Here is a 12,708-nt window from a genome sequence, read left to right on the forward strand (position 1 = left end):
AAAAAAACTTGAAACATTTTTGTAATATACATCGTCTATATTATTGAATCCATTCATACAATAAAGTAAAATAAAGATGAAGCATTTTATCAATATGTATTCGATGTTAGTATAAAGAAATTTATGAAAAAAGCAAAATGCAGAGGATAGGACCCTCTGCAAATTGTAAACTAATTTAAAATTTTAATCTTTACTTTTTTGCGTCCCCAGCGGTAGCAATCCTGATTAGATGGCATGAATAAATCAATGATATATCCTTTAATTGCCCCTCCTGTGTCAGCTGCTACAGCATAGCCGTAGCCTTCAACATACACCTTTGTCCCCAGCGGAATAACCCTTGGGTCAACGGCAATTACCTTCATGTTCGGGTTAGCACGGAGATTAAGTCCCGTTGCTGTTCTACCTGAACAGCCATTACAATACGCTGTATAAGCAGTTGCAGTAACGTAGAACTCCTGTCCCGACTCATCTGCACCACGTGAAACTTGTAACGATAAATCCTTCGTTCCGACAGCCACAACTTTATCTTGCTTTTCTGCAATCTTCTGCTCACTAATTAATTTTCTAGTTACTTCTTTGCCATTTTCAACCAGGACTTCATATTGTTTAGAAACGCGACCGTGCTTGCCTTCGGTAATCGTCTTTTCTTTGCCTTTTTCTAAACTTTCATCCTTTTTGGTTACTACAGCAAATTGAACAGGTTCTTCCACTACATCGGTGACTTTTTCTACTCGAATGACGTTAACAACACCATTATCTGAGATGGTTTCTGTTAATGACGGTTCAACTCGGTCTAGTGTGTTTAACTGAATTCCCTGTTGTGATAAAAAGTCAGCGACCGTAGCCGAAGTGGCCCAAACTTGTTGCTTTTTACCGCCGTCAACATATGTAAGATGAAATGCTTCTTTTATTCCAATCTTCATCTTATCTTGTATTGCCGCTTGCGGTCTTGGTGAGATTTGGTCATGTTTGCTCAAAACAATTTTCTGCTCTTTTAGGAGTTCAGCCACTGTATCAGCTGTCGTCCAGATCGTTTTTTTCTCGTTGTCCTTGACAATGTGAACCTGGTTAGCTTGCTTCCATACGACTTTCAGGTGGTCCTTCACCTTTGCATTCGCCTTAGGTTGCAAATAGTCTTGTGAGCGGGTGGATACATCCATTTCATCTAATAATTCTTTGATGGTATCTGCATGTGTTTTCACGACCTTTTGCTGATCGTTAAGAGTGATGGCAACAGTTTTCTTTGATCCTTCGTAAAAAAGAATACCAAGAGTTGTTAGCAAAACTACGAAACTAGCAAAAGCAATGGTCAATGTCTTCCGGCTCAAAGACTTGGAAAACAGGTTTTTCATGTTTTTGAATACGATGAAAAACGCCTCCTTTTCTTAGAGAGATTAATGAACCATGCTGTCGGCTGTTAATCTTTGCATACTGTGCGAAGGTATTTCTAATTATGCACAAAGTTGAGAAAATTGCAAAGATAAACTTATCGACACGGTTATCCTATGTAGAAAAGGAGACATGTAGAACTTTTTGTTATCGCTAAAATATAAGACAAGCTTCCACCAGCTTCGACAAAATCCCCTATCATTTTATGGCGAATAATTTTTTAGCATTTCGTGTCGTTGCTTCCGCCACTTCTTCGATTGTCAATCCTTTTATTTCGGCAATTTGTTCAGCTACTAATTTTACATAACTAGGCTCATTTCTTTTCCCTCGGTAGGGATGGGGAGCCAAATATGGGCAATCTGTTTCTATTAATAGTTTATCGAGTGGAATTTCAGCAGCTACTTCTTTCGGCTTTTTGGCATTTTTGAAAGTTACAGGGCCTCCAAGAGAAATATAAAAGTTCATTTTCACGCATTCCTTCGCTACTTCAGGGCTGCCGCTAAAGCAATGCATAATCCCGCCTACTTCTTCCGCTCCTTCTTCCTTTAAAATTTCCACAATATCAGCTGTTGCTTCGCGATTATGAATCACGATTGGAAGATTAACCTTTTTAGCAAGTCTGATTTGTTTTCGAAAAACTTCCTTCTGAATATCCTTTGGAGATTTGTCCCAATGATAATCCAAGCCCATTTCACCGATGGCTACTACCTTTGGATGGGCAGTTAATTCCTCTATCCATCTTAAATCCGCCTCGGTCATGTCGATCGCATCAACGGGATGCCACCCAATGCAGGCAAAGATAAAATCATAGCTATCAGCTAATTCCATCGCCTTTAGAATGGTCTTGCGGTCAAACCCGACCACAACCATATTAGTGACTCCCTCACTTTGAGCCCTAGAGATTACTTCTTCTAAATCTTCGTTATATTGGTCATCATTTAAATGTACATGGGTATCAAATAGCATAGTTTTGCTCCTTCACCATTTTTTTCAAAAAGAATTTTATTTTTCGCTAACATTTTCTTATTCGCGTTAGAAATGCCAATATTCAACAATAACCAAGTAATAAAAAGAAATGTCTCGAAAAATGTTCCACGTGTAACATTGAAAAGCGCCTTGTGCAGGCGCTTTTCTTGTAAAGTTATTAACGTTTATTTCACCTTGGAACCATTCGGTAATGTTTGATCGACGGTTGCAAGCGAAAGTTGACCATCTTTTGAACCTGCTAGGATCATTCCCTGTGAAAGTTCACCACGAAGTTTAACTGGTTTTAGGTTGGTAATACAAATGACCTTTCGACCAACTAATTCTTCCGGCTTATAATATTGAGCAATTCCAGAAACGACCTGACGCTTTTCATACCCTAAATCAAGCTGAAGCTTAAGCAATTTATCCGCCTTTTTAATAGGCTCTGCTTGAACAACTTCGGCTACCCTCAAATCAATTTTCATAAAATCGTCAATCGCAATTTCGTCGATTTCCTCAGGTTTTTCTTCTGGCTTTACTTCCTTCTCTTCTTCAACTGCTGGAGCAGAACCCTGCATTTTCGTCTTAATAAATTCTACTTCCTCAGCAATTTCAAGTCTTGGAAATATCGGTGCATCCTTTTCTACCTTTGTTCCGCTTGGTATGACACCAAAATCAGTGAGGCTTTCCCATGTTTTAAGGCTCTCATCCTGAATACCCAACTGCGTAAAGATGGAATTCGGTGTACGTGTTAGGAATGGCTGCAGTAAAATCGCAATTCTTCGTAAGGATTCGGCCAGATGAGCCATTACACTAGCAAGTACCTCGCGATTCGCCTCATCCTTCGCTAAAGCCCATGGTTTTGTTTCATCAATATATTTATTGGTACGGCTGACTAGCAGCCAAATTGTAGATAACGCTACTGAAAACTCCATCTTCTCCATTACATCTTCGTATACATTAACTGTATCCTGGTTAACTTGCAGCAGTGATGCATCAAATTCCCCAATAGAGCCGGAATAATCAGGTATAACACCGTTGAAATATTTTTCAATCATTGCGACCGTACGATTTAAAAGATTACCTAAATCATTGGCTAGGTCGAAATTGATTCTTTCGACAAATCCTTCTGGTGTAAAGACGCCATCCGCCCCAAACGGAACTTCTCTTAATAAATAATAGCGGAGCGCATCCAGACCATAGCGATCAATTAAGGTGACAGGGTCAACCACATTCCCTTTCGATTTGGACATTTTTCCATCCTTCATCAACAGCCAGCCATGGGCAAATACCTTTTTGGGCAGTGGAATATCTAATGCCATTAGCATAATTGGCCAATAGATGGTGTGGAAACGTACAATTTCCTTACTCATTAAGTGAACATCAGCTGGCCAGTAATTTAAATATTTTGCATCATTATCTGTTCCATAACCAAGTGCCGTAATATAGTTGGAAAGGGCATCAATCCAAACATAAATAACATGCCTTGGATTCCCCGGCACCTTGATCCCCCAATCAAACGTTGTCCTTGAAACAGCAAGATCCTCCAGGCCAGGTTTGATAAAGTTATTAATCATTTCATTTTTTCGAGATTCCGGTTGGATGAAATCGGGATTTTCCTCGTAGTACTGCAAAAGACGATCTACATATTTACTCATTCTAAAAAAGTATGATTCTTCTTTAACCTTTTCCACCGGACGGCCACAATCCGGACAATTTCCATTCGTTAGCTGACGGTCGGTATAAAAGGATTCACATGGTGTACAGTACCAGCCTTCATACTGATCGAGATAAATATCACCTTGTTCAAGCAGTCTCGCAAACATCTTTTCAACGACTTGTTTATGTCTTTCATCCGTTGTTCGGATAAAATCATCATAAGAAATGTCGAGTCTTTTCCATAATTCTTTAATTCCATCGACAATTTCATCAACATACTGCTGCGGAGTAATCCCTGCTTCTTCAGCTTTCCTTTGAATTTTCTGCCCATGCTCATCCGTTCCAGTTAAGTACATAACATCATAGCCGCGCATCCGCTTATAACGGGCCATTGCATCACCTGCAACAGTTGTATAAGCATGCCCAATATGTAAATTGCCGCTTGGATAGTAAATCGGTGTCGTTAGGTAAAAAGTCTTTAATTTATTCTCCATCTTAATCCCTCCGCTAGTTTGCGAGTCCAAAGCTCTATTTAACCATTATTGCCTCTTTTTTCCCGCTTCTATCCTCAAAATATACCGAAAAACCAACTTTTGTGCAAGGAGGCGCTCTTTTACCTGATTCCTTTATTTTTTCATATTTTCCTATTACACCCATAAAGGCTTCAATTCCTGCGAAGGATATATAGTTCAATCGCATCAATTTATGTTGAAGTTTGTCGAAGAAATATCGAATTGAACAGTTGTTTTATCAACAATCCAATAGCATTATTCACTGCTAAATATAGGTAATTTTCAGAAATAACGTTGTTAAATCAACGATCACCTTAATTGAATAAATTTACTATTATTTTTCAAAATAAAAATTATTGACGGATATGGGAATTTCTTGTATTATTAAGTTATGAAAATTTTGTCGAATAATGACGAATAAATAGATAGAGAAAAATAAGTGCAAATGTGAGAGGAGATCATAAAAATGAAATCTACTGGTATTGTTCGTAAAGTTGATGAGTTAGGCCGTGTGGTTATTCCAATCGAATTAAGACGTACTCTTGGTATCGCTGAAAAAGATGCTCTTGAAATTTACGTTGACGATGAGCGTATTATCTTAAAGAAATATAAGCCAAATATGACTTGCCAAGTTACAGGAGAAGTATCTGATGATAATTTAACTCTTGCTGGCGGTAAATTGATTCTTAGCCGTGAAGGTGCAGAACAGTTATTACAAGAAATCCAAAACAACTTTGAATTAGTAAAATAATAGAAAGCTCCGGCACTTCAATTAGTGCTGGAGCTTTTTTTATTTGAAATTGGAAACAAACGTTCAGCGGTGTATCCCACTTAAGCTCTATCTATTCGACATGATAGGCCTGATACACTTCTCTTTTATTTATGTCACGATCTTTCGCTGTTAGTTTGATCGCTTCCTTCGAAGGGATATTTTTTTCAGAAATATAATGATTTACATGTTCTTCAAGCGTTAAATTGTGCCACCAGCTTGGTTCTTCCTCTTGTTGCTGATCCGTCCCCTCAACAATTAAGCAAAACTCTCCGCGGATTTCATCCTGCGTGGTCCAAGCAATTACTTCTTCGATCGATCCGCGAATAAATTCCTCATACTTTTTTGTTAACTCCCTGCAAATTGCGATCTTCCGGTTACCGAGGACATCTGACATAATCGAAAGCGTTTCTTTAAGGCGATGTGGTGATTCATAAAAGATTAACGTAGCTGACTGCCACTTTAAGTGTTCTAACTCCGCCCGCTTTTCTTTCTTGTTTCGATTCAAAAAACCAAAAAAGTAAAAGGGCTGGCACACTAAACCGGAAGCAATTAATGATGTTAGGGCAGCATTTGCACCTGGTAACGGAACGACTGTTACCTTTTCTTCAATGGCCGCTGCGACCAGCTCATAACCTGGATCTGAAATGGCAGGCATACCCGCATCACTTACCAGCGCAATCTTTAACCCTTCCTTTACTTTTTGAATCAATTTATCGCCGCTCGTATCTTTATTGTGTTCGTGATAACTTACAACAGGTGTTCCAATTTCAAAGTAATTACAAAGCTTCTTTGTATTTCTTGTATCTTCTGCAGCAATTAAGTCTGCCTCTTTTAATAGTCGAATCGCACGGAAGCTCATATCTTCTAAATTGCCAATTGGTGTGGGAATAAGATATAAAATCCCTTTCGTAGCTTCATTCTCAAAGCTTTTTTGCTGCCACATACATATCACCTGTTTCTTTCATTAAAAATTCATCTTTTTTCTTCCTGCTTAATTGCTTAAAGGAGTATTCTGCCCTCAGCGCGTCCCCTTTATTTTCATAGCTTCTATAGTATGTAAGTTCGACCGGACCTCTGCCCCGCGTATATTTTGCCCCTTTTCCTTCATTATGAAGCTTAATCCGGCGTTCAAGATTATTCGTATATCCACCATATAAACTACCGTCCTTACAGGTAAGAACATAAAAATAGTGATCGCTATTCTCCATATAAAATCTCTCTAATTTCTGGTGTATACTCATTGTTATCATTATAAACAAATAACGGGGGAGAAATTTTTATATCCGGACTGCCATCCTTAATTGCCTCAATTAAAAGCGTATTAGCCTCTTTCCCCTTCTTCGGATAGACAAATTGAATCCGTTTGGGTTCAAGCCGATATTGTCTCATCAATGTAATGATATCCAGCAGTCGCCCCGGTCGGTGTACAAAAGCCACCTTGCCGCCTTGTTTAGCCAATTGACTTGAAGCCTTGACCGCATCCTCTAGTGTACAAAGAATTTCATGACGGGCAATCGCTAGATGTTCATTGGGATTCATCTCTTCCTTTGACGGCGTTGTAAAATACGGGGGATTGCAAGTGACGACATCAAATTGCCCATGGCCCAGCTGTTTTGGCATATCCTTGATATCACCATGAATCATTTGCAGTCGGGGTTCTAGTCCATTATATTCAATGCTTCTTACCGCCATATCGTAAAGCCGTTCCTGTATTTCAACACCAGTAATCTGGCCCTTTGTTCGTGCACTTAAAAATAAAGGGATGACACCATTCCCGCTGCAGAGGTCAATTAAGTTCCCTTTTTGAATCGGAACATATACAAATCTTGCAAGTAAAACGGCATCAAGGGAAAAGGCAAAAACAGACGGACTTTGGATAATCCTTAAGTTTTCCGCTAATAAATAATCTAACCGTTCATCTTCCTTCAAGTTAACCAAATTATCCATCCCCTAAATGTATGAAAATAGAGGCTGATTTTTGTCAGCCTCTTAAGGTTATTTCTTATTAAGAAAGGAAAGACAGAATAAACAATCGCCTTCCTTGCGTAAACTTCCAAAATGAAGGTTACAGATATGAAACCCTTCTTGATAGAGTCGGGCGAGGTTATCATATCCTTCCCCAACATCAAATGGCTTTACCCCCGGAGACTCGGGCAGGACTGCCCCCTTTTTATTCTCTGTTACCTTTTTTTCCGCTTCAGTCGTTACATCTAAACGGCGTCTCAAATGTTCATTTTCAAGCTTTAAATAATGATTCTCTTCTAGTATTTCGGCTAAATGCTGCTTTAATTCCCCCAGCTGCTGGTAAAGATGGCCAATTTGTGTTTCCATATTACTTACTGATTCAAATATTTCTTTTTTATCCACGTCTTCCACCTCGTTAATCTGTGGATTGTATAGAAAAGGCACCTTCTTTATTGATTTCCTCCAAGGTATACTCCAGAACTCGATCCTGTTCCTTTAGTTCAACCTGCAGTACCCGCTCTAATATATTTAATCCTACTACTTTTCCTCTACCCTGTGGTGTTTCAATGAATTCCCCTAAATCCGGCAGCAATGCTTTAGCAGATTCATATTCATCATTTTCATATTTTAAACAACACATCAGCCTGCCGCATAATCCAGATATTTTTGTAGGATTCAGTGAAAGGTTCTGATCCTTCGCCATTTTTATCGAAACTGGATCGAAATCCCCTAAAAAGGTCGAACAGCATAACATTCTCCCACAGGGACCGATACCACCAAGCATCTTCGCTTCATCGCGGACACCAATTTGGCGTAATTCAATTCTCGTCCTAAAAATAGCTGCTAAATCCTTCACAAGCTCACGGAAATCAACTCTTCCATCAGCCGTAAAGTAGAAGATGACTTTATTTCGATCAAATGTATATTCTACATCGACTAGTTTCATATCCAGTTGATGCTCATTCACTTTTTCATTACAAACTTCATAAGCTTCCTTTGCGGCTTGCTTATTCTCTTCAACAATCATTCGATCCTTCGGGTCGGCAATTCTCACCACTTTTTTTAGTGGAAGGACAACATCATGCTCCTCCACCTGTTTGCGAGCGATGACTGCTTTACCATACTCAACTCCACGAACTGTTTCGACAATCACAAAGTCATCTTTTTCTATAGAGAGGTCCCCTGGATCAAAATAATAGATTTTCCCCGCCTTTTTAAAGCGTACTCCTACAACATCATACAAATGAAGATCCCTCCTGCAATTTTAACACAAGCTGTTCCATCATCAGCTGAGGATTCATATTCCTCTCAAGCTTTCTTTTTGCATCAAGAATAGCTGACATTTGATCCGATATGCGCCGTCCAGATGTTTGCAGTGCAAATTGTTGCAGCCGTTCATTTTCCTCTCGAAAAACAACTTGCTCCTGCCTATCTAATTGTATATATAGTAAATCCTTAAAAATAAGAAGTAAAAGGTCTAAACCACGGTGAATTTGTTCTTTATCTTTAAAGTGTGGAAACCATTCAGTCTGAAGCGTTACCATAGCCTCCAACGGATTTTTTTTCAACACCTCATATAATTTTACCACTATTTTTTGAGCTTGTGCAAACCATTCATCGACATTTAATTTATGTGCCTCATCCAAGCTATTGGTCAATTGAGCAAGTAACGGAGCCTTTAGCGGTTCTACGCCGTTTTCCACCAATTGTTTAATCATAACTAAAGGTGATAATGGATGAAATGTTAGTATTTGGCACCTCGAAAGGATCGTTGGTAGAATTTTCTGCGGCTGTTCTGTTAATAGAAAGGCAACTGTCCCGGGATTAGGTTCTTCTAAAAACTTCAGTAAACTATTGGATGCACTGACACTCATTTTATCTGCATGGATAAGCAAATAAACCTTTTTCAAAGATTCTAATCCCTTTTTGGAAAACTCAACCTGCAGGCTTCTGATTTGGTCAACCTTAATGGATAATCCATCCGGCTCCACAATATGAACATCAGGATGGTTGCTATGATTGATTCGACGACAATTATTGCATTCTTCACAAGGTTTATAACGATCAATGATGGACTCGCAAAATAGGGACTTCGTTAGTAACAACGCAATTTCCCGCTTACCTGTCCCTCTAATACCCTCAAGAAGGTACGCATGGGCCACTCGATTTTTCACTAAACTGTTTTTTAACATGTTTAACACAGTTGGCTGAAGCTCTTCTAGCTGTTCCCATGATTTTACCAAGCTCATCACTCTCTTACTTTATAAAATTAACCGACATTCACTAGGCTTAAAAATGCATGTAATGCTCAATTGGAAGGACAAATACGGTTGCCCCGCCAACCTCAACTTCAACGGGATATGGGACATACGAGTCTGCATTTCCACCCATCGGTGAAACAGGGGCAACTAACTGTTCTCTGGATCTGCAGTTGTCCTTAATAATTTGGAGGGCCCGGTCCACGCGAATATCCTCAGTACCAATCATAAAGGTCGTGTTACCTGACTTCAGAAATCCACCTGTACTCGCTAGTTTTGTTGCCCTAAAATTGTTATCTACTAGTGCCTTTGATAACCGGTTGCTATCCTGGTCCTGTACAACAGCTATGATCAGTTTCATCCGAACCACCCTCTCTTTTTTATCCCATTCTAGTTTTGTTGTTTCCTATATTATAACAGGTAACAGAGTTCCTTACATTCGTAATGGCAGGGAAGGCTACATATTTATTTTAGGATAAAAAAAAGCCTTACAGGGAAGGCTTCCTTTTTGCTAATTTTTCTACTATTATTTTTAGGGTTTCTTGAAAAACCTCTTCCACTGTGCCGGAAGCATCAATAGACTGAATTCTATCTGGAAAGCGTTCGATTAATAGATGATATCCTGTGCTAACCTTTTGGTGGAATTCCAGGTTTTCTAAATCCAATCGATTAATCTCTCTGCCTTTATTTTTGTTGATCCGCTTTAAGCCTAACTCTGGTTCGATATCAAAGTAGATGGTTAACTCAGGCATCAAATTTTCAATCGCAAATTGGTTGATTGCAAAAACTTCATCAATTCCTAACCCGCGTGCATAGCCTTGGTAAGCCAAAGAACTATCAACAAACCGGTCGCACAACACGATTTTCCCCTCTGCTAAAGCTGGTTTCACCTTTTCTATCAAATGCTGCCTTCTTGCAGCAGCATAGAGTAAGGCTTCTGTCCGCGGGTCCATCGCAGTATTTTCTTTATCTAAAATCACGGCACGAATCTGTTCAGCGATATCAATCCCGCCTGGTTCTCGCGTTAGGAGTACGTTTCCAAGCTGCTGGGCTACCATGTTAATAATTGTTGACTTTCCCGCGCCATCCGGGCCCTCAAATGTTATAAATATTCCTTTATCCATTTAAATAAAACCTCCAAAACTGTATCTATCTCTTAAGCTGTATAAAAGGTCTTTATAAGACCATCTTTTAATCGTGCACCGCCTTGAAATCTAGCTCCTGATTTTAACAGGCTGGCGAGTTGACTGAGTTTATCTTTTGTTATCCTTTCACCCTTCATCAGCAAGGGAATACCCGGGGGGTATGGAATAATCGTTTCGGCGCATACCTCACCTATCACTGCAGTTAAATCTACCTCTTTTACCATTAAATTACCCATTTCTTTAAAAGGGATCGCTAACGTTGAGATTTTTTGACTAGCCACCTCAAACACCTCTTCAGCATCATATAAAGGTAAACCAGCTAGCGCCTTCTTAATTTCCAGAACCGCTTCTTCCAAAGGAAAGCTTTGTCCTTCTTTTAACAAAGGAAGAATAAAGAGCACATTATTTGGATCGGCTAATTCTGTATAAATGGATACCTCTTCTAATCTTCTTTGGAGCTCAAAGCCATTTAACCCTGAGCGGGACTGGATAGTTAATTTTAAAGGATCGCCGTTAGCATTTGGGTATTCTAACACCCGGATTGCCGGAATTTCCGCCAACATCTCTTTAAAGCGTTGAATTTCATTCAAAAGAAAGGTTAAATCGTTGGGTTTATATGTAGCTAAATAATTTCTGGACAGGTCCAAGGATGCCATAATCGGATAGGACGGGCTGCTTGATTGGAACATGGCTAAGTATTCCTTTACCTTATTGCCATTAACCAACTGACTATTCACATGTAAAAAGGATCCCATCGTCATCGCGGGGAGCGTCTTATGTGCTGATTGAACCACAACATCTGCACCCAATTGAAGGGCTGAGGGCGGGAAAGGAGCTCCCAGGATAAAATGTGGTCCATGTGCCTCATCCACTAACACAGGGATATCATGCAGATGTGCTTCTTTGATTATTTCTTGTAAATCATATCCCATTCCATAGTAGTTCGGATAACTCAAAATGAGTGCTTTTGCATCCGGATATAAGTTAATAGCTTCTTTAACCGTATCTATACGTATACCAGAAGGGACTTTCCACTCCTGGTCAAATTCAGGCTCGAGAAACACGGGGTCAGCTTTTGCCAAGCTAAGTCCATTTAAAACGGATTTATGGCAATTTCTTTGAACAAGAACATTTGTTCCTTCTGAGCAGGATGCCATAATCATTGCTAGATTCCCTACGGTTGAGCCATTCACAAGGAAATAACTCTTTTTGGTTTGATATAGGCTAGCTAATAGTGATTCAGCCTCTAATATTGCCCCTTCTGGCGAATGCAGATCGTCTAAACCCGATAACTCCGTCGCATCAATTTGTAAAATCTGCTTAAAATAGCGATTTGCTTCTGGTTGATTTATAGTACCATATTTATGTCCAGGGACATGAAAGGAAATAGGGTTCTTTTTGACATGGTCGATTAACACATCATACAAAGGTGTTTTTAATTGATTATTCATTTGTTTACTTCCTTCTATGAGCTTCGTTTATCCAGCCATATTAGCAGGCAAGAACCCCCCACTGCTGGAAGTTTCACTTCATTCTAACAAAAAATCAGTGCCCAATCTCATATGAATGCAAAAAAATAAGCCCATAATGGACTTTTATGAAAAAATTTCTGGTGTGGTTATTTTTTTCAGTTGTTTGAGAAAGTATTTATATTTTGGATCCTTTGTATCTGTTTGTATTAAATCATTTTCGCATTCTGTACAAATAAATGAAGTGTATAGATGTATGCCTATTGGTTTTTGGTTTTCACAAATAACGCACGTTTCCTCATGATACTTCTGTGCTAATAATGAACTCAATCCCTCCACCTCCATACATCCATTCTGCCCTTACGCGCCTATTTGTATACAATTTTTCGAATAATCTTTTCCCGTCATCTTAATTAATATATTATGTAACAATTTGCAATTGGGTGTATGTCTATTTGTAATTTCTTTGAAAACACTTCGTACTTTTTTACTATTGTCTTTGTCCTTACAGATGACAAACAAAAAAACAACCTTTTCAGGTTGTCTTAGATGTGCCTGGCAACGTCCTACTCT

Annotated in this window: 14 protein-coding genes; 1 reads left to right on the forward strand and 13 read right to left on the reverse strand. The window is 39.1% G+C overall.

The window, feature by feature from the left end:
- Positions 1–170: 170 nt before the first annotated feature.
- The 3 genes from J7E66_RS11195 to metG all read right to left on the reverse strand — a co-directional run bounded on the left by J7E66_RS11195 (position 171) and on the right by metG (position 4,508).
- Positions 171–1,352, reverse strand: coding sequence for a G5 and 3D domain-containing protein (locus J7E66_RS11195; protein WP_215000061.1), 1,182 nt, complete (start codon positions 1,350–1,352; stop codon positions 171–173).
- Positions 1,353–1,587: 235 nt separating this feature from the next.
- Positions 1,588–2,355 (reverse strand): TatD family hydrolase, encoded by a 768-nt coding sequence (locus J7E66_RS11200; protein WP_215000063.1) that lies wholly within the window; start codon positions 2,353–2,355, stop codon positions 1,588–1,590.
- A 185-nt stretch (positions 2,356–2,540) separates the two neighbouring features.
- Complete coding sequence (gene metG / locus J7E66_RS11205; RefSeq protein ID WP_215000065.1) at positions 2,541–4,508, reverse strand: methionine--tRNA ligase; 1,968 nt, start codon at positions 4,506–4,508, stop codon at positions 2,541–2,543.
- 478 nt (positions 4,509–4,986) lie between these two features.
- Between metG and J7E66_RS11210 the strand changes: the two genes are divergently transcribed.
- On the forward strand, positions 4,987–5,277 hold the full coding sequence (locus J7E66_RS11210; protein ID WP_176525588.1) for a transition state genes transcriptional regulator AbrB: 291 nt from the start codon (positions 4,987–4,989) through the stop codon (positions 5,275–5,277).
- Positions 5,278–5,368: 91 nt separating this feature from the next.
- On the opposite strand, the gene rsmI is transcribed toward J7E66_RS11210, so the two are convergent.
- From rsmI to J7E66_RS11260, 10 genes are all read right to left on the reverse strand, one after another.
- Positions 5,369–6,241 (reverse strand): 16S rRNA (cytidine(1402)-2'-O)-methyltransferase, encoded by an 873-nt coding sequence (rsmI, locus tag J7E66_RS11215; RefSeq protein WP_215000067.1) that lies wholly within the window; start codon positions 6,239–6,241, stop codon positions 5,369–5,371.
- A complete protein-coding gene (locus J7E66_RS11220; RefSeq protein WP_215000069.1) occupies positions 6,219–6,506 on the reverse strand; it encodes a GIY-YIG nuclease family protein in 288 nt (95 codons plus the stop codon). Before J7E66_RS11220 ends, rsmI begins: the two co-directional genes overlap by 23 nt.
- Positions 6,496–7,245: a tRNA1(Val) (adenine(37)-N6)-methyltransferase gene (locus J7E66_RS11225; RefSeq protein WP_215000071.1), complete on the reverse strand. Its 750-nt coding sequence runs from the start codon at positions 7,243–7,245 to the stop codon at positions 6,496–6,498. Before J7E66_RS11225 ends, J7E66_RS11220 begins: the two co-directional genes overlap by 11 nt.
- Before the next feature lie 48 nt (positions 7,246–7,293).
- Positions 7,294–7,665, reverse strand: a complete 372-nt coding sequence (yabA, locus tag J7E66_RS11230) for a DNA replication initiation control protein YabA (RefSeq protein WP_168241447.1) — start codon at positions 7,663–7,665, stop codon at positions 7,294–7,296.
- A gap of 13 nt (positions 7,666–7,678) precedes the next feature.
- The gene (locus J7E66_RS11235) at positions 7,679–8,506 is read right to left on the reverse strand and encodes a PSP1 domain-containing protein (RefSeq protein ID WP_088084910.1); all 828 of its coding nucleotides are present in this window, start codon (positions 8,504–8,506) and stop codon (positions 7,679–7,681) included.
- Entirely contained in the window at positions 8,499–9,506 is a 1,008-nt protein-coding gene (holB, locus tag J7E66_RS11240) for a DNA polymerase III subunit delta' (protein WP_215000073.1), read from the reverse strand. The genes J7E66_RS11235 and holB overlap by 8 nt, the downstream gene beginning before the upstream one ends.
- Positions 9,507–9,552: 46 nt before the next feature.
- Positions 9,553–9,882, reverse strand: a complete 330-nt coding sequence (locus tag J7E66_RS11245) for a cyclic-di-AMP receptor (RefSeq protein ID WP_215000074.1) — start codon at positions 9,880–9,882, stop codon at positions 9,553–9,555.
- Between the two features lie 127 nt (positions 9,883–10,009).
- Positions 10,010–10,645 (reverse strand): dTMP kinase, encoded by a 636-nt coding sequence (tmk, locus tag J7E66_RS11250; protein WP_214717325.1) that lies wholly within the window; start codon positions 10,643–10,645, stop codon positions 10,010–10,012.
- A 32-nt stretch (positions 10,646–10,677) separates the two neighbouring features.
- Positions 10,678–12,117 carry an aminotransferase class I/II-fold pyridoxal phosphate-dependent enzyme gene (locus J7E66_RS11255; protein ID WP_215000076.1) on the reverse strand — a complete coding sequence of 480 codons (1,440 nt, stop codon included), beginning with the start codon at positions 12,115–12,117 and terminating at the stop codon, positions 10,678–10,680.
- A gap of 144 nt (positions 12,118–12,261) precedes the next feature.
- Positions 12,262–12,480, reverse strand: a complete 219-nt coding sequence (locus J7E66_RS11260; RefSeq protein WP_215000078.1) for a sigma factor G inhibitor Gin — start codon at positions 12,478–12,480, stop codon at positions 12,262–12,264.
- Between the last annotated feature and the right edge of the window lie 228 nt (positions 12,481–12,708).

It is taken from the genome of Bacillus sp. ISL-7, assembly GCF_018613065.1.

Excerpts from the sequence above, each read along its gene's own strand:
- J7E66_RS11195 (WP_215000061.1), bottom strand. The coding sequence starts at position 1,352 with ATGAAAAACCTGTTTTCCAAGTCTTTGAGCCGGAAGACATTGACCATT.
- J7E66_RS11220 (WP_215000069.1), bottom strand. The coding sequence starts at position 6,506 with ATGGAGAATAGCGATCACTATTTTTATGTTCTTACCTGTAAGGACGGT.
- J7E66_RS11245 (WP_215000074.1), bottom strand. The coding sequence starts at position 9,882 with ATGAAACTGATCATAGCTGTTGTACAGGACCAGGATAGCAACCGGTTA.
- J7E66_RS11200 (WP_215000063.1), bottom strand. The coding sequence starts at position 2,355 with ATGCTATTTGATACCCATGTACATTTAAATGATGACCAATATAACGAA.
- rsmI (WP_215000067.1), bottom strand. The coding sequence starts at position 6,241 with ATGTGGCAGCAAAAAAGCTTTGAGAATGAAGCTACGAAAGGGATTTTA.
- metG (WP_215000065.1), bottom strand. The coding sequence starts at position 4,508 with ATGGAGAATAAATTAAAGACTTTTTACCTAACGACACCGATTTACTAT.
- J7E66_RS11225 (WP_215000071.1), bottom strand. The coding sequence starts at position 7,245 with ATGGATAATTTGGTTAACTTGAAGGAAGATGAACGGTTAGATTATTTA.
- J7E66_RS11255 (WP_215000076.1), bottom strand. The coding sequence starts at position 12,117 with ATGAATAATCAATTAAAAACACCTTTGTATGATGTGTTAATCGACCAT.
- J7E66_RS11260 (WP_215000078.1), bottom strand. The coding sequence starts at position 12,480 with ATGGAGGTGGAGGGATTGAGTTCATTATTAGCACAGAAGTATCATGAG.
- tmk (WP_214717325.1), bottom strand. The coding sequence starts at position 10,645 with ATGGATAAAGGAATATTTATAACATTTGAGGGCCCGGATGGCGCGGGA.